General features: G+C 37.5%; 23 protein-coding genes. 15 read left to right on the top strand and 8 right to left on the bottom strand.

The features are described 5' to 3' along the window. The first annotated feature begins 12 nt into the window (after positions 1–12). The 5 genes from rpoD (at position 13) to ACJ004_RS14795 (ending at position 5,152) form a co-directional block, all read left to right on the top strand. Positions 13–1,143 (top strand): RNA polymerase sigma factor RpoD, encoded by a 1,131-nt coding sequence (gene rpoD, locus ACJ004_RS14815; RefSeq protein WP_026563551.1) that lies wholly within the window; start codon positions 13–15, stop codon positions 1,141–1,143. Positions 1,144–1,532: 389 nt separating this feature from the next. After that, positions 1,533–2,672 carry an acyl-CoA dehydrogenase family protein gene (locus ACJ004_RS14810; protein WP_410893831.1) on the top strand — a complete coding sequence of 380 codons (1,140 nt, stop codon included), beginning with the start codon at positions 1,533–1,535 and terminating at the stop codon, positions 2,670–2,672. Between the two features lie 191 nt (positions 2,673–2,863). Beyond that, positions 2,864–3,229: a cytochrome c550 gene (cccA, locus tag ACJ004_RS14805; RefSeq protein WP_410893830.1), complete on the top strand. Its 366-nt coding sequence runs from the start codon at positions 2,864–2,866 to the stop codon at positions 3,227–3,229. Between the two features lie 101 nt (positions 3,230–3,330). Beyond that, positions 3,331–4,050, top strand: coding sequence for a tRNA (adenine(22)-N(1))-methyltransferase (locus tag ACJ004_RS14800; protein WP_410893828.1), 720 nt, complete (start codon positions 3,331–3,333; stop codon positions 4,048–4,050). Continuing rightward, a complete protein-coding gene (locus ACJ004_RS14795) occupies positions 4,037–5,152 on the top strand; it encodes a Nif3-like dinuclear metal center hexameric protein (RefSeq protein ID WP_410893827.1) in 1,116 nt (371 codons plus the stop codon). The genes ACJ004_RS14800 and ACJ004_RS14795 overlap by 14 nt, the downstream gene beginning before the upstream one ends. A gap of 43 nt (positions 5,153–5,195) precedes the next feature. Here ACJ004_RS14795 and ACJ004_RS14790 read toward each other — a convergent pair whose 3' ends face one another. Further along, complete coding sequence (locus tag ACJ004_RS14790; RefSeq protein ID WP_410893826.1) at positions 5,196–6,140, bottom strand: 4-hydroxy-3-methylbut-2-enyl diphosphate reductase; 945 nt, start codon at positions 6,138–6,140, stop codon at positions 5,196–5,198. 141 nt (positions 6,141–6,281) lie between these two features. Further along, positions 6,282–6,941: a VrrA/YqfQ family protein gene (gene vrrA / locus ACJ004_RS14785; RefSeq protein ID WP_410893825.1), complete on the bottom strand. Its 660-nt coding sequence runs from the start codon at positions 6,939–6,941 to the stop codon at positions 6,282–6,284. A 262-nt stretch (positions 6,942–7,203) separates the two neighbouring features. On the opposite strand from vrrA, the gene ACJ004_RS14780 reads away from it, so the two are divergent. Together ACJ004_RS14780 and ACJ004_RS14775 are read left to right on the top strand one after the other, a co-directional pair. Further along, positions 7,204–8,520, top strand: coding sequence for a DEAD/DEAH box helicase (locus ACJ004_RS14780; RefSeq protein ID WP_410893823.1), 1,317 nt, complete (start codon positions 7,204–7,206; stop codon positions 8,518–8,520). A gap of 21 nt (positions 8,521–8,541) precedes the next feature. Beyond that, the gene (locus ACJ004_RS14775) at positions 8,542–9,435 is read left to right on the top strand and encodes a deoxyribonuclease IV (RefSeq protein ID WP_410893822.1); all 894 of its coding nucleotides are present in this window, start codon (positions 8,542–8,544) and stop codon (positions 9,433–9,435) included. A 27-nt stretch (positions 9,436–9,462) separates the two neighbouring features. Here the strand turns inward: ACJ004_RS14775 and ACJ004_RS14770 are convergent, their stop codons facing one another. Further along, complete coding sequence (locus ACJ004_RS14770; protein ID WP_410893821.1) at positions 9,463–9,720, bottom strand: DUF2624 domain-containing protein; 258 nt, start codon at positions 9,718–9,720, stop codon at positions 9,463–9,465. 174 nt (positions 9,721–9,894) lie between these two features. On the opposite strand from ACJ004_RS14770, the gene ACJ004_RS14765 reads away from it, so the two are divergent. From ACJ004_RS14765 to zur, 3 genes are read left to right on the top strand one after another with little or no spacing between them, the layout of a single operon-like run. After that, positions 9,895–10,668, top strand: a complete 774-nt coding sequence (locus ACJ004_RS14765) for a metal ABC transporter ATP-binding protein (protein ID WP_410893820.1) — start codon at positions 9,895–9,897, stop codon at positions 10,666–10,668. Next, the gene (locus tag ACJ004_RS14760) at positions 10,665–11,525 is read left to right on the top strand and encodes a metal ABC transporter permease (protein ID WP_410893819.1); all 861 of its coding nucleotides are present in this window, start codon (positions 10,665–10,667) and stop codon (positions 11,523–11,525) included. The genes ACJ004_RS14765 and ACJ004_RS14760 overlap by 4 nt, the downstream gene beginning before the upstream one ends. Continuing rightward, complete coding sequence (zur, locus tag ACJ004_RS14755; RefSeq protein WP_410893818.1) at positions 11,512–11,922, top strand: zinc uptake transcriptional repressor Zur; 411 nt, start codon at positions 11,512–11,514, stop codon at positions 11,920–11,922. Before ACJ004_RS14760 ends, zur begins: the two co-directional genes overlap by 14 nt. Positions 11,923–12,144: 222 nt before the next feature. On the opposite strand, the gene ACJ004_RS14750 is transcribed toward zur, so the two are convergent. Further along, positions 12,145–12,744, bottom strand: a complete 600-nt coding sequence (locus ACJ004_RS14750; RefSeq protein ID WP_410893817.1) for a 5' nucleotidase, NT5C type — start codon at positions 12,742–12,744, stop codon at positions 12,145–12,147. Between the two features lie 197 nt (positions 12,745–12,941). Here ACJ004_RS14750 and ACJ004_RS14745 point away from each other — a divergent pair, with 197 nt between their 5' ends. Continuing rightward, positions 12,942–13,424: a hypothetical protein gene (locus tag ACJ004_RS14745; RefSeq protein ID WP_410893816.1), complete on the top strand. Its 483-nt coding sequence runs from the start codon at positions 12,942–12,944 to the stop codon at positions 13,422–13,424. 58 nt (positions 13,425–13,482) lie between these two features. On the opposite strand, the gene ispG is transcribed toward ACJ004_RS14745, so the two are convergent. The 3 genes from ispG to ACJ004_RS14730 all read right to left on the bottom strand — a co-directional run bounded on the left by ispG (position 13,483) and on the right by ACJ004_RS14730 (position 15,980). Then, entirely contained in the window at positions 13,483–14,583 is a 1,101-nt protein-coding gene (gene ispG, locus ACJ004_RS14740) for a flavodoxin-dependent (E)-4-hydroxy-3-methylbut-2-enyl-diphosphate synthase (protein ID WP_410893936.1), read from the bottom strand. A 119-nt stretch (positions 14,584–14,702) separates the two neighbouring features. Further along, positions 14,703–15,035, bottom strand: coding sequence for a hypothetical protein (locus ACJ004_RS14735; RefSeq protein ID WP_410893815.1), 333 nt, complete (start codon positions 15,033–15,035; stop codon positions 14,703–14,705). Between the two features lie 96 nt (positions 15,036–15,131). Next, a complete protein-coding gene (locus tag ACJ004_RS14730; RefSeq protein ID WP_410893814.1) occupies positions 15,132–15,980 on the bottom strand; it encodes a DUF1189 domain-containing protein in 849 nt (282 codons plus the stop codon). Between the two features lie 102 nt (positions 15,981–16,082). Here ACJ004_RS14730 and ACJ004_RS14725 point away from each other — a divergent pair, with 102 nt between their 5' ends. Then, positions 16,083–16,568, top strand: coding sequence for a DUF456 domain-containing protein (locus tag ACJ004_RS14725; protein ID WP_410893813.1), 486 nt, complete (start codon positions 16,083–16,085; stop codon positions 16,566–16,568). A 35-nt stretch (positions 16,569–16,603) separates the two neighbouring features. Here ACJ004_RS14725 and ACJ004_RS14720 read toward each other — a convergent pair whose 3' ends face one another. Continuing rightward, on the bottom strand, positions 16,604–17,299 hold the full coding sequence (locus ACJ004_RS14720) for a Crp/Fnr family transcriptional regulator (protein WP_410893812.1): 696 nt from the start codon (positions 17,297–17,299) through the stop codon (positions 16,604–16,606). Between the two features lie 354 nt (positions 17,300–17,653). On the opposite strand from ACJ004_RS14720, the gene ACJ004_RS14715 reads away from it, so the two are divergent. The 3 genes from ACJ004_RS14715 to ACJ004_RS14705 all read left to right on the top strand — a co-directional run bounded on the left by ACJ004_RS14715 (position 17,654) and on the right by ACJ004_RS14705 (position 21,820). After that, positions 17,654–18,262: a superoxide dismutase gene (locus ACJ004_RS14715; protein ID WP_410893811.1), complete on the top strand. Its 609-nt coding sequence runs from the start codon at positions 17,654–17,656 to the stop codon at positions 18,260–18,262. Positions 18,263–18,375: 113 nt separating this feature from the next. After that, complete coding sequence (locus ACJ004_RS14710; protein WP_410893810.1) at positions 18,376–19,605, top strand: MFS transporter; 1,230 nt, start codon at positions 18,376–18,378, stop codon at positions 19,603–19,605. Positions 19,606–19,795: 190 nt separating this feature from the next. Beyond that, the gene (locus ACJ004_RS14705) at positions 19,796–21,820 is read left to right on the top strand and encodes a peptidoglycan D,D-transpeptidase FtsI family protein (protein WP_410893809.1); all 2,025 of its coding nucleotides are present in this window, start codon (positions 19,796–19,798) and stop codon (positions 21,818–21,820) included. Positions 21,821–21,895: the final 75 nt, after the last annotated feature.

Genomic DNA, 21,895 nt, shown 5'->3' with positions numbered 1-21,895 from the left:
GGAGGGGGACATATGGCTGCTGAAAAATCAGCCCGTTCAAAAGAAGTGGAAAATGAATTCACTTTTGAACAAGTGAAAGACCAGTTAACGGCACTGGGTAAAAAAACCGGCGTCCTTGCCTATGATGATATTGCTGAGAAATTGGCTAATTATGAATTAGATTCTCACCAAATGGAAGAATTTTTTGAGTTCCTCGGTGATCAGGGTATTGAACTTGTTGGTGATAGTGAAGAGGAAGATCCAAATCCTAAGCAATTAGCAAAAGGTGATGATGATGAATTTGATCTAAATGATCTTAGCGTTCCTCCAGGAGTTAAGATTAATGATCCAGTTCGTATGTATCTCAAAGAAATCGGCCGGGTTGACCTGCTTTCGGCTGATGAGGAAAAAAAATTAGCACTTCGCATTGAACAGGGTGACGAAGAAGCTAAACGGCGCCTTGCAGAGGCAAACCTAAGGCTTGTTGTAAGCATAGCCAAGCGATATGTCGGCCGGGGAATGTTATTCCTAGATCTTATCCAGGAAGGCAACATGGGATTAATTAAGGCCGTTGAAAAATTTGATTATCAAAAAGGTTTTAAGTTCAGTACCTATGCAACATGGTGGATTCGTCAAGCGATTACACGTGCAATTGCTGACCAAGCAAGAACGATCCGTATTCCAGTTCATATGGTAGAAACCATTAATAAACTAATTCGTGTTCAGCGTCAATTACTTCAGGATCTTGGCCGTGAACCAACGCCAGAAGAAATTGGTGAAGATATGGATCTAACGCCTGATAAAGTTAGGGAAATTTTGAAAATTGCACAAGAGCCTGTTTCACTTGAAACACCTATTGGAGAAGAAGATGATTCCCACCTCGGTGATTTTATTGAAGACCAGGATGCAACTTCACCTTCCGAACATGCTGCTTATGAATTATTAAAAGAGCAGTTGGAAGATGTCTTAGATACACTTACTGACAGGGAAGAAAATGTGCTTCGCCTGCGTTTTGGACTGGATGATGGCCGGACTCGTACACTTGAAGAGGTCGGTAAAGTCTTCGGTGTTACACGTGAACGTATCCGTCAAATTGAAGCAAAGGCTTTGCGGAAATTACGTCACCCTAGCCGCAGTAAACGATTAAAAGATTTCTTAGAATAAAATATACTTATGCAATAGTTTACTTCATAATTTGAAGTAAACTATTTTTTTTGTATTATCTTTCAGATAAACCATTTAATTCCATTTAGGGAATGAAAGCACTTTCTCTATTTGAATCCATTTTACTGAATTGTCTCTCATTTTGCAAATAGGCATGGGTATTTCCTGACATGGTTTTTAACCTTTTATTTTTGTAAAAAAAGATTAAACTTGTTTTCCATTATCAGGGTGATGAAAACATTTTAATTGTTCATTAAAATTATTTGATTATTAATTATATCCATATAATATAATATATTTAAAAAATTTAAAGTATTGAGAATTAAAGACAATTACTCTTATAATAGAAAAGAAAGCGCATTCAAAGGGTTTGGATAAGGGGGATTGACATGAATTTTGACTTAACTTCTGAGCAAGAAATGATAAAACGAATGATACGTCAGTTTGCGGATGAGGAAGTTGCTCCAAGTACGATCGAGCGCGATAGAACAAAACAATTTCCAGTGGAAATATTTAAGAAATTAGCTGAGATGGGAATTATGGGACTGCCATTTCCAGAAGAATATGGCGGGGGAGGAGCAGATACGGTTAGCTTTGCAATTGTAACAGAAGAATTAAGCAGAGTATGCGGATCGACAGGGATCACCTATTCTGCTCATATCTCTCTAGGAGGGGCCCCGCTTCATTTATTTGGTACCATGGAGCAAAAGCTAAAATATCTAACACCGGTTTGTACAGGGAAATCATTTGGTGCATTTGGACTAACTGAGCCTAATGCTGGTTCGGATGCTGGCGGTACTAGGACATCTGCTCGCGAAGAAAATGGTATGTATGTTATAAATGGAAATAAATGTTTTATTACAAATGCTAGTTATGCGCAGCACCTTGCTTTAACAGCGGTGACAGGAGAGAAGGACGGAAAAAAAGAAATAAGTGCAATTATTGTACCGACTAATGCAGATGGTTTTTCTATTATTGATAACTATGAAAAAATGGGCTTAAATTCATCCAATACAACGGAATTAGTGTTAGAGGATGTACGAGTGCCAGTTGAGAACCTACTAGGGAAGCGTGGAGAGGGCTTTAAACAGTTTTTAATTACTTTAGATGGTGGACGTATAGGCATTGGTGCAATGGCAGTAGGGATTGCTCAGGGGGCCTATGAAAAAGCTCTCGCCTATGCAAAGGAAAGAATGCAGTTCGGAAGGTCCATTTCCTCTTTCCAGGTTATCCAGTTTAAACTTGCCGACATGGCGATGAAAATTGAATTAGCTCGGAATATGGTGTATAAGGCAGCTTGGTTAAAAGATCAGGGAAGGCCATTTTCTAAAGAGTCTGCGATGTGTAAACTCTATGCATCAGAAATTTGCATGGAAGTGACTAGTCAAGCTGTTCAAATTCATGGTGGTTATGGATATATGAAGGAATATCATGTAGAGAGAATGATGAGGGACGCAAAATTACTTGAAATTGGCGAAGGTACTTCCGAAGTACAAAGAATGGTCATTTCAAGGCTAATTGGTTGTTAATAAAATGGTTAAGAATAATAACAGGCTAAATTAGAAATTCCACTAATTTTGCCTGTTTTCTTTTTTTTATTAAGATTATAGTGATAAAATAAGTTTAGGGCTTTTCCTTCTGTTCTTTTTCAAGTAAAATAGTAGTTGTTTGTAGACTATTTTCATATTTACTCACGTTCGTACATAAGGGAGGTTATATCATGAAGCGAAATCCGGTTATTCCTTACGTTCTCATCATGGTTTTTGGAATTGGGCTAATATTACTTTTGTCTTTCAAGGGCCTTGGTGATATGAAAGAAGTTGCGAAGGATAAGGGAGAAGGCACTGAAAAAACTGAGGTTGCCGCATCAAAGCCAGAAGACATTTATAAGCAATCATGTATTGGCTGTCATGGCGATCAGTATCAAGGGGTAGTAGGACCAACACTTAAAGGTGTAGGTAGCAAGTATTCTAAAGAAGAAATAATGACCTTTGTAACAAAAGGTAAGGGTACAGGCATGCCACCTGGACTTGTTAAAGAAGAACAAGCAGCAGCTATGGCAGACTGGTTAGCTACAATTAAATAGTGGAAGTGCCCGTTTAACTTTGGTATCTTTAAGAAAGTCCTTTGCATCTGTAAAGGACTTTTTTTATACTATATTAATTACATATAAAAGTGGTGGTAGGATTGAATACAGATAAATTATCAGTTAGGTTGGCAGCGGTTGCTAAATATGTCCCCAATGGGGCAAGGCTTGCAGATATAGGTTCAGACCATGCTTATTTACCCTGTTACTTAGCAAAAAACGAGGGGTTGCCATTTGCGATAGCAGGTGAAGTAGCAGCTGGTCCATTCCAGTCAGCTAAAAGGAATGTATTGGCAGAAGGGTTAAATGATATCATTTCCGTGAGAATGGGTGATGGTCTCGAGGTGATTCATGAAGGTGAAGTCGATTGTATTACAATCGCTGGAATGGGTGGAGCGTTAATCGCAAGTATTTTAGAAAATGGTAAAGAAAAGTTATCTTCAGTCAAGCGCCTTGTGTTACAACCAAATATTAGTGCGATCTCAATTAGGAAATGGTTCATTGACAATAGCTGGGAGCTTATTGGTGAAGAAATACTCGAAGAAGATGGAAAAATATACGAAATTTTAATCGGAGAAAAGGGCGATCCGTATAAGCCATATAGTCCAAATCAAGACTTAGGGCTTTTAGTAGGACCATTCCTTGTTCAAAAGCATGATGAAACCTTTAAGAAAAAATGGACAGCAGAAATGAAAAATTGGGAGCGTATTTACGAGGCTCTTGAGAAGGCAGCTCAATCTCCTGAAACGCTAGAAAAAAGACAAGAACTAATCGACAAAATTAAGCTGGTAAAGGGGGCATTAACCGATGAAGATTCCTAATGGGCACGAAGTCATTCAACTGTTTGAACAGTTTTCACCCAAAGGCTTGGCGATGGAAGGCGATAAGATTGGATTACAAATAGGTCGTTTAAATAAAAAAGTTGAACGTATCATGATTGCACTCGATGTCCTTGAAAATGTAGTTGATGAGGCAGTTGAAAAAAATGTCCAACTCATTATCGCTCATCATCCAATTATTTATCGCCCACTTAAAAATTTGTTAACGGATTCCGCCCAGGGAAAAATAATTGAAAAATTATTAAAACACGATATTGCTGTTTATGCAGCACATACCAATCTTGACGTAGCAGTTGGCGGTGTTAATGACCTTCTTGCCGAAGCACTTGAGCTGAAAGATACAGAGGTACTTGTACCTACGGTTGATACAAAACTTAAGAAATTAGTCGTTTTTGTTCCAGCCAGTCATGCAGAGGAGATCAGAAACGTCCTTGGTAAAGCAGGTGCAGGGTCAATTGGAAATTACAGTCACTGTTCATTTTCAGGGAATGGAACGGGGCGATTTTTACCTGAAGACAATACCAATCCTTTTATCGGTGAGGCCGGCAAATTAGAAGAAGTGGATGAAGTGAGACTTGAGACAATCGTTCCTGAACCAGTTCTAAAAAAGACGATTACTGCTATGCTTAAAGCTCATCCTTATGAGGAAGTGGCTTATGATGTCTATCCACTTGAGAACAAAGGCGAAGTGCTCGGTCTTGGTCGAATTGGGAAAGTTCCTGAAACGACATTAGGAGAATTTACAGAAAAAGTAAAGAAGGCACTTGAAGTTTCCCATGTCCGTGTGGTTGGCGATTTGTCAGCTAAAGTTAAAAAAGTAGCTGTTTTAGGCGGCGATGGTAATAAATACTTCATGAATGCCAAGTACCAAGGGGCAGATGTATACGTAACAGGCGATATTTATTATCACACCGCACATGACGCTTTAATGCAGGGTCTGAATATGATAGATCCGGGTCATAATGTCGAAAAGGTCATGAAAAAGGGGTTAACTGCAACATTACAGAGGATGTGCAAAAACGCAGGCTTCTCAGTGGAGATTTTTCCATCTGCTGAAAATACAGATCCATTCCAATTTTTATAAAACGAAAAGAACCGGTCATGGGACTCGGTTCTTTTTTGTAGACTTATTCAGATCTTTTGACCTTTGGCAGTATTCTGCTTAATTGAACCTTTTTACGGCGTTCCCAGGTTGCTTCCTTGTTTGGATCAAATTGCTCAAGGAAGGTAATAACTTCTTTTGTTATTGGTGTTGGTGTAGAAGCACCTGATGTGACTGCTACGTTTTGGGCGTCTTTAATCCAGTCGATTTCTAACTCTGTAATATCAGCAATCCGATAAGCCTTTGTTCCAGCAATTTCTTCTGAAACTTGGGCGAGTCGATTAGAATTATTACTTTTTGGATCACCTACAACAATCGTTACATCTGCTTCGGTTGCTTGTTCTGCAACTGCTTCTTGGCGAATTTGTGTTGCATGGCAAATTTCATTATAGACTTCAACCTGAGGATATTTTTCCTGAACTTTTTTCATTGTATCGGCAACATCCCATTGACTCATCGTTGTTTGATTTGTGACTAGCACCTTGTCACTGCCAATTGTTAATGCTTCGACATCCTGTGGCGTTTCAACCAAGTGCACCATTCCAGGAGCGACACCAACGGCTCCCTCGGGTTCTGGATGACCCTTTTTTCCGATATATATTACTTGGTATCCTTGTTTTGTTTTTTCTTCAATCAGATCATGGGTTCTCGTCACATCAGGACATGTCGCGTCTAACGTTACCAGCCCTTTCTTTTTAGCTAACTCCCTTACTTCTGGTGATATCCCATGGGCAGTAAATATAACCGTTCCTGTTTCTACTTTATCGAGAATATCTTTACGATTTTTTCCGTCTAGGGTAATAATCCCTTCTTCCTCGAACGCATCTGTAACATGTTTGTTATGAACAATCATCCCTAATATGTAGATAGGGCGAGGTAATGTTTTATCTAAAGCAGCATTTCTTGCAATAACCATTGCATCAACTACACCATAGCAGTATCCACGTGGTGAAATTTTGATAATTTGCATATTTAAAGTCCCCCTAAAAAAGACATTGATTCATAGTTTTATGTATTTATTATATAAAACTAATAGATATAATACAAAGATACATTTTTCCTTAGCAGTTTTAGGGAAAAATAAAGAATGCTGTCACCAGCATCCTTCATTTTAAATATACATTTTTGGAATGGAAGATCCTTTTTGTCGTGAGGTTTTTTTGGATGCTACTGGTTGTTGATTATTTTTGCGTTGGACCTTCTTTTTTGAGGTTCTTTTTTCAGGTTCTTCATGATTAGATGATTCGGTTGAGGCTGGTTCGATTTGTTGGCTATTTTCGTCGGGAGCCTCATCTGTATTCTTTGTAGCATTTTTAAATCCTTTATAGATTTTCCACATGGCAGGGAGATTTTTTATCATCGGACCATACTGTTGGACCATCGGACCAATTGACTGGGCTGTTTTTAGTACCTGTTGTGTATTGTTCAAAATGCTTGTTAGTCCGCCGGGGTTACTTAACGATTGAAGCAGGCCTCCACCTCCAGAAGCTGCTTTTCCTGCCGTTTGCATTCCCATAAAACCGCCGGCTTGGTTTCCTCTTCCTAATAATTTCGAAAGTAGTCCACCTCCCCCTCTATTCATTTGATTAGGTCTTCCCATCATTTGTCCCATCATTGGGTTAAATCCTCCTCCAAAGGGGTTGGATGAGGATCCCATCATTGGATTCCTGCCGCCAAAAGGGTTAGATCCGGGATTCATCATCTGGTTATTGCGCCCAAAGGGCCTGGTTCCCATTCCCCCTTGCATAGGCATTCTAGGTCTTGGTTGCATTTCTTAGCCTCCTTTCAAATTGCCTCATGCTTTAAATTATGCATATACCCTAATTTGGTTTAGGTATTATACACAGGACAAAGACTAAAATTAGTTGTTTAAAAGTCGGTAGAAGGTAGAAAATGATAATAAAACGAAAGATAACTGGAGTTTTGGAGGAATATTGACTATAATTGCATGATGGAATAAAAAGTGTTGCTCTTGCAAAAGTAAGAAAACTACTCCAAAGTCATTAGATATTTTTTATATAAGGAGAAAATATATGAAAGAAAACCGTTTTGATCGTTTTACGTTTCAACCATTTATTATAGAAGCTATTAAGGGATTCGGCTTTACTGAGCCGACCGAAATTCAAGAACGTATGATTCCAGTCGTTTTAAAGGGAGAAAGTGCAATTGGTCAATCTCAAACAGGGACAGGGAAAACACTCGCTTATGTTCTTCCTATTCTTGAAAAAATTGACCCGAAACGACCAGAAGTTCAAGCTGTCATAACTGCACCTACCAGAGAATTAGCCTCACAAATTTATCATCAAATATTGAAAATAACTGAGCATGCCAACCCAGAGCAAGCAATTATGACTAGATGCTACATTGGGGGAACGGACAAGCAGCGGACAATTGAAAAATTAAAGGTTCAACCGCATATTGTTGTAGGGACTCCAGGAAGAATCAAGGATCTCATGAGTGATAAGGCACTATTTGTTCATACTGCGGAAATACTCGTCGTCGATGAAGCGGATATGATGTTAGACATGGGATTTATTGAGGATTTGGACAGAGTGGCTGGAAAAATGCCTGAAAATCTTCAAATGCTTGTTTTCTCAGCAACCATCCCAGAAAAATTAAAACCTTTCCTTAAAAAGTATATGGAAAATCCTAAGACCATCCAAATTGAACCAAATAGAAAAGCAGCAGAAAATTTAGAGCATTACCTTTTACCTTCAAGACATCGGAGTAAAAAGCAGCTGGTTCATGATACTCTTCTTGCTTACAATCCTTATTTAGCGATTGTATTTACAAATACCAAAAAAATGGCTGAAGAAGTGGCGTACTTTTTGAATGAAAAAGGATTAAAGGTTGGCCGTGTCCATGGTGATTTAAACCCACGTGAACGAAAACAAATGATGAAGCAAATTCAAGATTTGGAATACCAATATATTGTTGCCACTGACCTTGCTTCACGAGGAATTGATATCGAAGGGGTTAGCCATATCATTAACTATGAACTTCCTTCAGACTTGGATTTTTATATCCACCGCGTCGGAAGAACTGCCCGTGCTGGTTATTCAGGGATTGCCCTTACAATCTATGAGGCATCGGATGAAGATGCATTAAATCGATTAGAAAAAATGGGGATTCAATTTAATTACGTCGATCTTAAAAATAACGAGTTTGTGACCATTGATGAGCGAAATAAGCGAAAAACCCGTGTAAGACAAGAAGATAAAGCAGATCAGAAGGCTAAATCAATGGTAAAGAAACCAACTAAAGTTAAGCCTGGTTATAAAAAGAAAATGCAGTGGGAAATGGATAAAATTAAAAAACGAGAACGAAGAATCGAACAAAGAAAAAAATAATGGAAGCAGGGAGAGAAGGGCATGCTGAAATTAGGGTCACATGTATCAATGAGTGGAAAAGGTATGCTTCTTTCAGCGAGTGAAGAAGCCGTTTCCTACGGTGCAAACACGTTTATGGTATATACGGGAGCACCGCAAAATACAAGAAGAAAAAAAATTGAAGACCTCAATATTGAAGCTGGACGCAGGCATATGGAGCAGAACGGTATTTCAGAAATTATTGTTCATGCACCTTATATCATCAATATTGGTAATACAACAAACCCAGACACATTTGAATTAGGTGTTAGGTTCCTTCGATCAGAAATTGAAAGAACCGAGGCAATCGGCGCGAAGCAAATTGTTCTGCATCCTGGAGCACATGTTAGTGCTGGAACGGAAGCTGGCATCAAAAAAATCATCGAAGGGTTAAATGAAGTCCTAACAGGCAAAGAGCAAGTTCAAATTGCTTTGGAGACTATGGCAGGAAAGGGCTCCGAGTGTGGAAAATCTTTCGAGGAAATAGCAATGATTATGGATGGTGTCAACTATAGTGATAAGCTATCCGTTTGCTTCGATACCTGTCATACCCATGACGCGGGATATAATATTGTCGAGGATTTTGATGGAGTATTAAATGAGTTTGACAAAATCATTGGCTTGGACAAACTAAGGGTTCTGCATATTAACGATAGTAAAAATGCTGTCGGGATGAGAAAAGACAGACATGAAAATATCGGGTTTGGTCATATTGGTTTTAAGGCACTTAATTATATCGTCCACCATCCACAACTTACAGATGTTCCTAAGATTTTAGAAACTCCATATGTAGGTGAAGATAAGAATAATAAAAAAGCACCCTATAAGTTTGAGATCAACATGCTTCATGAGCAAAAGTTTAATGAAAACTTGCTTGATTTAATCATGCAATCATAATAAAAAGCTGTGCTAAGTCACAGCTTTTTATTTTTTGGTTAATTGTATAAATAATTTATTAACTTCCCTTGCAGTTGCTGGTCCCGCAGTTTTGGCAATTTCTTTTACTAATTGAGTCCGCTGTGTATCATCAAAAATATTAACATTTTTCCCTCTTAAGTATTCCGCAATTTTTGCTGCCTGCTGCCTAGTCACTGAGATCTTAAATTGATCAGCATATTTTAACAGTTCGTCAGCAGATATCGTATTAATCTTATGATTAATGATGCTCTGAAAAATTGACACACTCACCACTCCTCACCTTAATGTATGAAAAAGTTCCCGGAGTGTGATTACAGATTTTATAAAAACAAAATTGACTAATGACAGTGTAGCAGACTTTACAATCAAACAGACCTATTGTATACTACTTGAGTTAAATCGGAATGATTCTTATAATTAAAAGGTGATGCGTTGAGTATGCAATCAATTATAGAAATAAAAAAACTTTCTTATCGTTATGAAAAAGATGTAGTACTAGAGAATATCAACATTACCATTCCTAATGGTTCTTTTTTGGCGATTGTCGGACCAAATGGTTCTGGGAAATCCACTCTCTTAAAGTTGATTTTAGGTTTATTAAAGCCGCAAAAAGGGGAAATTTATTTATTTGGTAAGGAAATAAGTAAATTTAAGGATTGGCAAAAAATTGGCTATGTCTCTCAAAAGGCAAATTCCTTTAACACGGGTTTTCCTGCAACCGTATCTGAAGTGGTCCAGAGTGGTTTAACGAAAAAGCTAGGAATGTTTAAGTTTTTTAAAAAGGAACATTCTCAAAAAGTAATCGAAGCCTTGGATGCTGTAGGGATGAAAAAGTTCAGGAACAGAAATATAGGTGAACTCTCTGGTGGCCAGCAGCAAAGAGTTTTTATTGCCCGTGCTCTAGTTAGTGAACCAAGTCTCCTTATTCTTGATGAACCCACAGTTGGTGTGGATGCCGAGAATGTTAGTAATTTTTATCAAATGCTCGGCGATTTAAATAAAACTCGTGATATTACTCTTTTATTGGTGACGCATGATATTGGGACGATATCGGATAAAGTTTCCCATGTAGCCTGCTTAAATAAACATTTGCATTTTCATGGTGAAACACAGGAATTTGAAAAACTCCAAGCGGATGATATGTCTAAAGCCTATGGGCATGATGTCCACATGCTTGCCCATCATCACGAGCACGGAGGCGTTGTGAAATGATTGAAGGAATTTTTCATTATGAATTTTTACAAAATGCCTTTTTAACTGGGATTATGATTGGGATTATTGCCCCATTACTAGGAGTATTTGTTGTTGTAAGAAGATTATCGTTAATTGCCGATGCTCTAAGCCATGTGACTCTGGCGGGGATAGCAGCCAGTTTGCTTTTGGAAAGAAATGTGGCCATGATGGCAGGAGTAAATCCATTGTACTTAGGTATGGTTTTTTCTGTAGGAGGATCCCTGTTCATCGAGAAACTTAGAAGTGTTTATAAGCACTATCAAGAACTTGCGATTCCCATTATTCTTTCGAGCGGAATTGGATTAGGCGTGATCTTTATATCGCTCGCCAATGGTTTTAATACGGATTTGTTCAGCTATTTATTTGGAAGTGTCTCCGCAGTTAGCAGAACGGATTTATGGGTTGTGTTTATTATCGGAATTTTGGTAATTCTAGTGATTATTTTATTATATAAAGAACTTTTTTTATTATCATTTGATGATGAACATGCGAAAGCCTCAGGCATTGCGGCTAAAAGTATTCATTTTATTTTTATTGTGATGGTGGCCTTGGTGATCGCGGCTTCGATGAGAATTGTCGGGATATTATTAGTGTCATCTCTAATGACCTTACCTGTCGCAGCCAGTATTCGGCTTGCTAGAGGATTTAAGCAAACAATTCTTTTATCTGTGATTTTTGGTGAAGTTTCTGTTCTTGGCGGCTTGTTTACAGCGTACTACTTAGATTTAGCCCCAGGTGGAACGATTGTTATGATTGCAGTTCTCATCTTAATTTTCTCCATTTTTTATAAAAAGTTTTTAATCCGTAGGGGAGGGCAGTCTGGTGAACGTTCATGAAGCGATACAATATTTAAAAGAAAAAGGATTTAAACAAACAGGTAAAAGAGAAGATATGCTTCAATTGTTTGCTGATAGTGATAAATATTTAACTGCCAAGGACGTATTGGATCAGCTCAAAGATGATTATCCAGGTCTGAGCTTTGATACAATTTATCGAAATCTTTCCTTATTTGTTAATATGGGAATCCTTGAAATGACAGAATTATCGGGTGAAAAGCATTTTCGCTTTACATGTTCTAGGCATCACCATCATCATCATTTTATCTGTTTAACCTGTGGGAAAACAAAAGAAATTGACACTTGTCCGATGAAAGATTTAAGTGAAAATCTAAAAGGATATGATATTTCCGGTCACAAATTCGAGATTTATGGTCTTTGTCCTGAATGTCATTAAAAAAGGCTATTTTTTCGCATAGATTGTTGTTTTTCGTATAAATTCATCAACCCGTATAACTATATGCTTCGTGGCATCTTTTCGTAAGAACATTTGCGAAAATTGCCTAGAAACTTAAGTTATGACCCATATAAAGCTCCAAAAGCAACAAAGTTTACGAAAAGAGCCTTTAAAAAACCGCTTGTGCAGTTCATTGCACAAGCGGTTTTCTGTTGGTAACTGCTAACGGGACTTAACCAATGAGCGGATGTTCTGTTCTTGCTTCATCCAATTCTCTACCCATTTATTTGCTTCTCTCCAGTTATTGACACGGATTACACCATTTGGAATGGGGTCTTGGTTATATGGTGTATCAAATAAAATGACTGGGATTTGACACTCTTCATGTATCATCACAGCATTATCATGTTTATCTTCAAAGAAGATCTCCACACCATGCTTTTTAACGGAGGCGACTTTGTCATGTGATCCAATTAATTCGATGTGGTCGAAACTTAAGCCTTTATCGATCAACCATTTAGTTGTAAGCTCGAGTAAATGAGAGCTACGCGCACTAATAAAAAACAATTCATGTTCATTTTTCCATTTTTTTAGGACATTTCCTGCTCCATTCGCAAGAGGGGAACTGGCATAGATGGACGGTTCATTTTCAGTGAACCATTCAGCAAATTCCTTTTCGGAAACATTTACATATGGATTATAGTCATACTGAATAACGTCCTCATACAAAATATTCAAGCCAAATGCTTTATTAATAAAAGGTAGGATGGATTTTGGGCAGGTTACAGTTCCATCAATATCAATGCCAAATCTTTTTTTCATGTGTAAACTCACTTTCATAAGTCATTTCAGTATCTCTATATATTTTACCAAAGTATAGCGTTCAATGAATTAACTATTTACAAGTAATTTTTTGGGAATAGAAATAAAAAATTATTACAGGCAAACATTAACATACTAAAATGCTTTCAGAGGCAAACAATAATTAATGCTCCTATTACTGAAAGTGAGGGATTAGGATGGCAGATGAAAGAGACACGAAAGTGCAAGAAGCTCTTCAAAGTTCGAATATTGGTCAAGATATACCCAATTCTCCTACATCATTTAGGGAGGAAACAGCATCAGAAATCGCTGAACCTATTAAGGCTCATTACTCATTGAAAAAAGATGAGTCTGTGCCAAGGATTGGTGCTTCTGTTCCGATAAGAACTTCTGAATATAGGGAAGAAACAGCTGCAGAAATCGCTGCACCTGCTCCACTTATCCGAGGAAGGGAACATGAAGAGGAAAGGGAAAAAGCGGCTGGTGGTACCGGTATTGGGACGCTTGCGTTAATACTTTCGATTTTATCACTGTTTGTTTTACCTATTCTTTTTGGTGCTGCAGGTATTGTGTTAGGTTTTGTTGCCAGAAGGAGAGGGGCCACTGGTTTAGGTGCATGGGCTATTGGTATCGGTGCAATTTCCATTGTGATCGGTATCTTCATTCTTCCATTCTTTTAACAAAACCTGCATAGGAGCAAAAAGAAACCCGGTAATAAATACCGGGTTTCTTGATGTGTTAATTAGTTATTTTTTCTTCCGCTGCTTTTTTTTGAAAGTACTCTTCAGCAATTTGGTCGATTTCCTTTTTCAATTCCTCGACTAATTGAGCTTCAGGGACCTTGCGGACAATTTCACCCTTCCGGAATAATAGCCCTTCACCACGAGCGCCTGCAATACCAATATCAGCCTCACGGGCCTCTCCAGGACCATTAACAGCACAGCCTAATACCGCTACTTTAATCGGTGCTTTGATTTTTTCAATGTATTCTTCCACTTCATTTGCAATACTGATTAAATCAATTTCAATTCGACCGCACGTTGGACAAGAGATCAATGTGGCAGCATTGGAAGAAAGACCGAAAACTTTTAATAGTTCTCTGGCTACCTTAACCTCCTGAACAGGGTCAGCACTTAAGGAAACGCGAAGTGTGTTACCGATTCCTTTGTGTAAAATAGTGCCCAAACCAGCCGCACTTTTTATGCTGCCAGCAAAGAGAGTACCTGATTCCGTAATCCCAAGATGGAGGGGATAATCAAAAGCTCTGGATGCTTTCTCATAGGCTTCAATTGCAAGATTCACATCCGACGCCTTCATGGATACAATAATGTCATGAAAATCTAAGTCCTCAAGAATTTTAATATGGTGGAGTGCACTCTCAACCATGCCATCAGCAGTTGGATAACCATATTTCTCTAATATTCTCTTCTCAAGCGAACCCGCATTTACACCAATTCGAATTGGAATACCGCGTTCTTTTGCAGCTTTTACTACCGCTTCCACCTTTTCTCGTTTGCCAATGTTTCCAGGATTGATTCTAATTTTATCGGCTCCGCCTTCAATGGCTTTAAGCGCCAATTTATAATCAAAATGAATATCAACAACAAGAGGAATGTTAATTCTTTTCTTTATTTCAGAAATGGCATTTGCCGCGCGTTCATCCGGACAAGCCACACGAACAATCTGACAACCAGCTTCCTCAAGACGTTTTATTTCAGCAACGGTTGCTTCCACATCATGTGTTTTTGTTGTGGTCATACTTTGGATAAATAATTCGTTACTCCCGCCAATTGTTAAGTTACCTACTTTAATTGGTCGGGTCTTTGTGCGATGTATTATTTCACTCACGTGTAATTCGCTCCTTCAAAATGGGATTCGAATAAGGTATATATATAAACAATCCGCCTTTTATTTTATCAGCCTTTCACTATTTTTGACAAGAATAAGCATTATCCTCTTTATTTTGAGTAATCAGGGAAATGATATGTAGACCCAATTTGAATTTTTTCAGGTGTTTCCCCAGGGTTTAATTTTCGAAAGTCTTGAATTAGGTCAGTAATCGAGACAGGAAGTTGTTTATCCAGCTGATGTTCCACGATCGATATCACGGTTTCACCAGGTTCTACCTTTGCTTCAAAAGAAGGCAGGTCTGTTTTTAGTTCCGTTTTTGGTGTTTCGATTTTAGCATCTACCTGTGTTGTTTGAGATGAAGGCAGAGTGCCAACAGTTAAGTCAATATAAATTACATATATAATTAAAACGGCAAGTAGGAAACCAAAGAGTTTTTTCATTAGACAAGCCTCCGAAAGGTCAGTTTATACATTGGTATGCTTGTCCAAGTGTAAAAAGAACGAGTTAATAAAAAAAACGCCCAATTTGGGCGTATCCTAGCTTGCTTTTTTGGGTTTCGGTATTTCCTTGATTGCTAAAGATAAAACAATAATCACAACAAACCAATTAATCATGAAGCTGCTAGGAACCGTAGTTTTAATTGCTGCCATAATGGTGAAAAACAAGGTCGGTAATGTTTCGCTGTAAGCAGCCATCCTCCATAACTGACGGTAATTTAAGTTTCTTCCAATCAGATTTTTTAAAACCAGACCAATCAAAGCCAAAACGGTGACTTCGATAAAACTGCCAGCACTTGCAAACAGGTAGATAAACAATGCTCCGACGGGGATGATTACCCATTTCATTCCACTAATTCCGTTAATAAAATCGACCATGTCTCCCTTCGTGATGTTTAATCCTTCTAACATAGAATAGGGGTATGTTTCAAATCTGCCACCAGACGCAAAAACAAATTTATCCTCTAACAATGCAAAAGCATTCCCCTCATCCTCGACATCATTTCCAGAAATAGCACCTGTTGGGTCGAGAATGATTGAGAAGTCATCCTTATTAATGGTAACTGGCACTTTAGTATCCGCGGATAAATGCCCATCTTTTATCGAAAAATCAGGTAATTCATCATTGATTATTGTCTGTGCACTCTCCATTCCAGAAGAAAGTGCAGAGCTTAGGTAAAAAACGGACGGGAGAATTGAAATGAATGTTAAGAAAAAGACATATAGTATTGTCTTTCCTATTCCTTGAAATCGAAACAAGGCAATATCCTTTGGTGAATAGATACTTTTATAAAGTTGTTTAAAAATATTCATAATGACCACCTTCATACTTAAATACAAATAAATTGCTTCAGCATCTATTGTATCTTGAGTAATGGTTAGATACAAGAATGACACCACTTGAATTTTTATTTGAAACCAATTATAAGTTTAATCGTAAGAAGGAATGTGTACATTGAATAATAAGAATTAGTTATGAGGATGAGTAAAATGGATATGGTTTATTGGAGTATCATTATCGTATTGTTTATCATTGCATTTGTTGGTCTGGTTTATCCGATCATTCCAAGTGTATTGTTTTTATTAGCAGGGTTTGTTTTATATGGGTTTTTTTTTAGCTTTCAACCCTTTCGATGGTATTTTTGGTTAATTCAAGGTTTGTTTATTGTACTTCTTTTTATTGCTGACTATATTGCCAATATGATTGGAATCAAAAAATATGGCGGTTCAAAGGCTGGTGTCTGGGGGAGTACGATTGGGATTTTGGTGGGACCGTTCGTGATTCCTTTTTTAGGCATCCTTATAGGTCCATTTATCGGGGCCATCGGAGCGGAATTAATCTTTAACAAAAGAAATTTCAGTGAGAGCCTAAAAATTGGATTTGGCTCAGTCGTAGGTTTTGTATCTAGTGTTGTAACAAAAACAATTATTCAAATCATTATGATTATCTTTTTTTTCATTGTTGTACTGTACTAAAAAAGCCACTTTTAGGTGGCTTTTTTGATGAAAAATTAATTTAACCCGCAAATTTCTAAAGTACAATTTTGGCAGTCTACTTCTTCTTTTAAATAGGTAAGTTTTTTAATTGTAAACTTTTGATTCTCATAGCCAATAATATTCTGTTCACGCAGATCTTTTAAAGCTCGTTGAATCACTTCGCGTGTGCCATAAGTTAAATTAGCTAACTCTTGATGTGTTAATGGCAGGTCGATTAGAATACCATCTTCTGTTTTAATTCCATACGTGTTACATAAACGGATGAGAATGGAATATAACCCGCCTTTTTTTCCATTCATAATGAGGTCCTGACATTTCATTTGTGCCTTTAAATAACCAGTACTTAACCAGGTAACGAGTGCAACCATTGCCTCTGGATCAGTTAAGATGAAATCTTCAAAATGCTCTTTTTTTATAAGAATCATTTCACAATCGGTTATTGTTTTTGCATAAAATTGATAATGGGGATTTGCCTTGAAAAGTTGATATTCGACAATTAATTCCTGATCATTTAAAATTTTTAAGATAAAATCCTTGCCGCGTAAATGAACTCTTCCAAGTGAGATACTCCCTTTAAGTAATAAGTAAACATACTCGACAGAATCCTTTTCTTGAAATAGAAACGAACCAGCTTTCATTTTTTGAATCGGTTCTTTTTTTTGGAAAAAGTAAACTAACAAACTATATATGGATAAACGGCTTTTTTGCATAGAAATCACTCCTTAGGCACCCTTCACTTTGATTTAAATAAATTATTAACATGGTGTCAATATAGTCTTTACATGATTTGGAAGTGATAAAAGTCGGATATGACAAAAATCGTTGACAGATTGCCCTTTAGATTAAAGATGACAACTTTTCGAAAATTGCTAAAGAATCCTTTCAGTTTGCTTTTCAAAGTATTTTTTGAATAAAATTCCACATTACGGGCATGGTAATTCTGTTAAGAACCTAAGCAATATATTTGAAACAATTAACCAACTTTGGTATCTTAAGGAGGAAAGCTTTAGAAATATTCGAAATTCTAAAGCCTATAAATTCACTTATACATAGGAGGAATTAAAATGGCATTTGAATTACCACAATTACCTTATGCAGAAAACGCACTTGAACCACATATTGACAAAGAAACTATGAATATTCACCACACTCGACACCATAACACATATGTAACAAATCTAAATAACGCTTTAGCTGGTAATGAGGAATTACTTTCTAAATCAGTTGAAGAAGTTATTGCTAATTTGGATGCGGTTCCAGAGGCTGCTCGTACTGCAGTTCGTAATAATGGCGGCGGACATGCTAACCATTCTTTATTCTGGCAAATTCTTTCTCCAAATGGCGGCGGTGCACCAACTGGTGAATTAGCTGACGCAATCAGCAGCAAATTTGGCAGCTTCGAAAGCTTTAAAGAAGAGTTCGCTAAAGCAGCAACTACTCGTTTCGGGTCAGGTTGGGCTTGGTTATCTGTGAACAATGGTGAGTTAGAAGTTTCTAGTACGCCAAACCAAGATTCTCCACTAATGGAAGGCAAAACTCCAATTCTTGGTCTTGATGTTTGGGAGCATGCTTACTACTTAAAATATCAAAACAAGCGTCCAGACTATATTTCCTCTTTCTGGAATGTAGTAAATTGGGATGAAGTGTCAAAACGCTACAGCCAAGCAAAATAATAATGGTGATAAAAAAGACAGCTTTAATAGCTGTCTTTTTTTGTTTTGTTATAACTGTGAATAAGAAAAACATGGTTGATAAAGACTACCCATAAGATAAAGGGGAGTTTTTAATGGCAAAAAAATTTATGATTCTAGGTGATGTTAAACTAACAAAAGATTTATCACTTTTGCTGATTATCGGAGGGTTATACTCATTAAGCATCGCTCTATCCAACACATTTGTAAATATTTATCTTTGGAAACAGACGGGGCAATATTCTGATCTCGCTCTTTATAATTTATCGACTGTTATTTTACAACTGCTTACGTTTATCTTAGCGGGACGATGGGCGAAAAAAATCGACAGGGTGATTGTACTTAGGATTGGTGTAATTTTTTTAGCTTTATTTTATGTAATGGTATTAATAGCTGGTACAAATGCTTCAACCTATTTATTACTCTTAGGTAGTCTTTTAGGCGTAGGGTATGGTTTTTATTGGCTTGCTTATAATGTGCTAACATTTGAAATCACCGAACCTGATACGAGAGATTTTTTTAATGGCTTTTTAGGGATATTATCGTCTGCGGGTGGAATGATCGGGCCAATTGCTGCTGGTATCATCATCACTAGATTTGAAAAGTTTACTGGCTATACCATTGTCTTTGGAATTTCACTTGCTTTATTTGCTTTTGCGGTTTTTATGAGCTTTTCCTTGAAACCACGTCCATCATCAGGCAGTTATTGTTTTAGAAAGATTCTTAATGAGAGAAAACAAAATGAAAATTGGCGAATGATTACAAATGCTAACTTTTTCCAGGGCTTGAGGGAAGGTACCTTTGCATTTGTCATCTCCGTATTGGTTTACCTTTCGACGGGAAGTGAAATGTCTTTAGGTACATTTGGACTGCTAAATTCGGGTATATCATTTATTGCGTATTACCTAGCGTCTCGATTAATTAAACAAGAATTTCGAAAAAAAGCCATCCTGATTGGCGGTATTATCCTATATGCATCGGTTCTGTTAATTGTTTGGAAAGTTACTTTTGTCAAATTGTTAATCTATGGCGGGATGATCGCGATAGCCTATCCACTTTTACTCGTCCCCTATATGTCAACTACATACGATGTTATTGGAACTGGATGGAAGGCAGCAGAAATGAGGATCGAATACATTGTTGTTCGAGAAATATATCTGAATTTGGGTAGAATCGTTTCAATAGTGGCTTTTTTAGGAGCAATCACTTGGTTTAAAGCTGAAATCAGTATTCCCATTCTCTTGCTTATTTTAGGCGCGGGGCACACATGCATCTATTTTTTTCTTAAAAGGGTACAATTACCGACCCCGAAATGCGTTGAGTAAATTATTTACTCAGCGCCATTTTTTTCTTTGGACATTTTTACCCGAGAAATTGGTAAGGGTTTTTCGTAGTAAAAAGCTGACTTATCCTATAAAATAGAGAAAGTTAGCTTAAGCAGTGAAAAAGGAAGTGTGTTATCCCTTGAATAATAAAAAGAAAAAAAAGAAAGAACATGTGCCCTTTCGGTTAAACATGTTATTTTTTGTGGTATTTTTGCTATTTTCTGTTCTCATTCTTAGACTTGGCGAATTACAAATCGTTTTTGGAGATGATTTTAAACGTGAAATCGAACGAACAGAAGATATAACTGTAAATAACCCTGTTCCACGGGGGAAGATGTTCGACCGCAATGGGAAAGTTATTGTTGATAATAAACCATTAAATGCAATTACTTATACTAAATATCAACAGACCACTCAAAAGGAAATGTTACAGACCGCAGAACGCTTAGCGAAAATAATCGATATAGAAACTAAAAAACTTCCTGTTCGGGATAAAAAGGATTTTTGGATATTAATACATCCAGAAAAAGCCAAAGATAAGATTACCGAAAAAGAATGGGCGTTATATAAACAAAATGAATTGAACGATAAACAAATATATGATCTTCAATTAAAACGAATCACTGAAAATGAAATTAATGGTTTAAATAAGGAAGAACTAAAAACTCTGGCCATCTACAGGCAATTTAATAGTGGTTATGCTTTAACGCCACAAATTGTCAAAGTTAATGTTGAGAATAAAGAATTCGCTATGGTTAGTGAAAATTTAGAAAGTTTACCAGGTGTTGATACAACCACCGATTGGACACGAACATATGCTTTTGGCAGTACCTTAAGGACAATCTTAGGGGATGTCACTACGTCCGAAGCAGGGATTCCCAAGGAGCAATTAGAAAAGTATATGGCTCGAGACTACAGCCGCAATGACCGAGTTGGAAAAAGTTATCTTGAATTAAAATACGAAGATGTACTTCATGGTCAAAAGGCAAAAGTGAAAAATGTAACCGATAAGACTGGTAAAATCCTTTCAACTGAAGTAGTTTCTGAAGGGAAAAGGGGTAAAGATCTTGTTTTAACCATTGATATGGATCTTCAGAAGAAGGTAGAAAATATCATCGAGGACGAAATGTGGAGTGCCAAACAGAAACCAAATACCGCTCTTCTAGATCGTGCCTTCGTTGTTTTGATGGATCCTCATACTGGTGAAGTCTTATCACTGGCTGGAAAACAAATTGGTAAAGATAAAAATGGTAAAACAGTCATGAAAGACTTTGCTGGAGGAAATATTACAACTTCTTATAACGTTGGTTCAGCGGTAAAAGGGGCAACGATTTTAACTGGATATAAAACAGGAGCAATTCAGCCTGGTTCTACACAATTAGACGAGCCTTTGAGAATAGCTAGTTCACCAGTAATGTCCTCATGGAGAACATTTGGACGGATCAATGATTTACGGGCACTCCAAGTTTCCTCCAACGTATATATGTGGAAAACCGTCATTGCGATGGCTGGAGGACAATATAGAGCAAATCAACCATTACCGTTAGATTATTCAGCCTTTGATACGATGCGGCAGTCATTTAGTCAGTTTGGTTTAGGTACGCGTACAGGGATTGACTTACCTAATGAAATGAGCGGTTTTCCAGGTGCAGATAGGACTCCTGGTTTACTTCTTTTCCTTTCGATTGGACAGTATGATACGTATACACCAATCCAACTCGCGCAATACGTTTCCACAATTGCAAATGGTGGTAATCGTATTCAGCCGCATTTAGTGAAGGAAATTCGTGAACCGGTCATGGAAAACAATGAATTGGGTCCAATTGTTGAAGAAATCCAGCCGAAAGTATTAAACCGATTGGATATGAAGGAATCTTGGATTAAGAGGGTTCAAGAAGGATTTCGAATGGTCATGCAGGTGGGCGACGGTACGGCTGTTAGTCACTTTAAGAGCGCAGATTATTCCCCTGCAGGAAAAACAGGAACAGCAGAGGCGTTTTATGATGGATCTGATAAATCAAAGCGTGGCACAGAAGTTATGAACTTAAGTCTCGTAAGCTTTGCACCATCTGATAATCCTGAGGTCGCCATGGCTGTTGTCGTACCTTGGGCATATCAAGGAAACAGTGGTCCAAGCATTAATAACCTAATCGGTCGAAGAGTCTTGGATGCGTATTTTGATTTAAAGAAAGAGCGTCAAGATAAAGAGAAGTAATCATCTTCTGATCAAAAAGAAGAAGACACCAGTAACAACGAGTAAACACAACCATAATAAGTCAGACACCTGTCT

Source organism: Neobacillus sp. 204, assembly GCF_046562815.1.
In the GTDB taxonomy this organism is placed as follows: Bacteria; Bacillota; Bacilli; order Bacillales; family Cytobacillaceae; genus Neobacillus.
Note: the sequence above shows the minus strand (reverse complement) of the source record. Positions and strands in the feature narration are given on the sequence as shown.

What these genes read in the sequence shown, in the direction of transcription:
- ACJ004_RS14750 (WP_410893817.1), bottom strand. Translation starts at nt 12,744, where the DNA reads ATGAAAAAAAGATTTGGCATTGATATTGATGGAACTGTAACCTGCCCA.
- vrrA (WP_410893825.1), bottom strand. Translation starts at nt 6,941, where the DNA reads ATGCAACCAAGACCTAGAATGCCTATGCAAGGGGGAATGGGAACCAGG.
- ACJ004_RS14715 (WP_410893811.1), top strand. Translation starts at nt 17,654, where the DNA reads ATGGCATTTGAATTACCACAATTACCTTATGCAGAAAACGCACTTGAA.
- ACJ004_RS14735 (WP_410893815.1), bottom strand. Translation starts at nt 15,035, where the DNA reads ATGAAAAAACTCTTTGGTTTCCTACTTGCCGTTTTAATTATATATGTA.
- ACJ004_RS14710 (WP_410893810.1), top strand. Translation starts at nt 18,376, where the DNA reads ATGGCAAAAAAATTTATGATTCTAGGTGATGTTAAACTAACAAAAGAT.
- ACJ004_RS14705 (WP_410893809.1), top strand. Translation starts at nt 19,796, where the DNA reads ATGTTATTTTTTGTGGTATTTTTGCTATTTTCTGTTCTCATTCTTAGA.
- ACJ004_RS14795 (WP_410893827.1), top strand. Translation starts at nt 4,037, where the DNA reads ATGAAGATTCCTAATGGGCACGAAGTCATTCAACTGTTTGAACAGTTT.
- ACJ004_RS14725 (WP_410893813.1), top strand. Translation starts at nt 16,083, where the DNA reads ATGGATATGGTTTATTGGAGTATCATTATCGTATTGTTTATCATTGCA.
- ACJ004_RS14780 (WP_410893823.1), top strand. Translation starts at nt 7,204, where the DNA reads ATGAAAGAAAACCGTTTTGATCGTTTTACGTTTCAACCATTTATTATA.
- ACJ004_RS14810 (WP_410893831.1), top strand. Translation starts at nt 1,533, where the DNA reads ATGAATTTTGACTTAACTTCTGAGCAAGAAATGATAAAACGAATGATA.
- ACJ004_RS14720 (WP_410893812.1), bottom strand. Translation starts at nt 17,299, where the DNA reads ATGCAAAAAAGCCGTTTATCCATATATAGTTTGTTAGTTTACTTTTTC.
- ACJ004_RS14790 (WP_410893826.1), bottom strand. Translation starts at nt 6,140, where the DNA reads ATGCAAATTATCAAAATTTCACCACGTGGATACTGCTATGGTGTAGTT.
- ACJ004_RS14765 (WP_410893820.1), top strand. Translation starts at nt 9,895, where the DNA reads ATGCAATCAATTATAGAAATAAAAAAACTTTCTTATCGTTATGAAAAA.
- rpoD (WP_026563551.1), top strand. Translation starts at nt 13, where the DNA reads ATGGCTGCTGAAAAATCAGCCCGTTCAAAAGAAGTGGAAAATGAATTC.
- ACJ004_RS14775 (WP_410893822.1), top strand. Translation starts at nt 8,542, where the DNA reads ATGCTGAAATTAGGGTCACATGTATCAATGAGTGGAAAAGGTATGCTT.
- cccA (WP_410893830.1), top strand. Translation starts at nt 2,864, where the DNA reads ATGAAGCGAAATCCGGTTATTCCTTACGTTCTCATCATGGTTTTTGGA.
- ACJ004_RS14745 (WP_410893816.1), top strand. Translation starts at nt 12,942, where the DNA reads ATGGCAGATGAAAGAGACACGAAAGTGCAAGAAGCTCTTCAAAGTTCG.
- ACJ004_RS14760 (WP_410893819.1), top strand. Translation starts at nt 10,665, where the DNA reads ATGATTGAAGGAATTTTTCATTATGAATTTTTACAAAATGCCTTTTTA.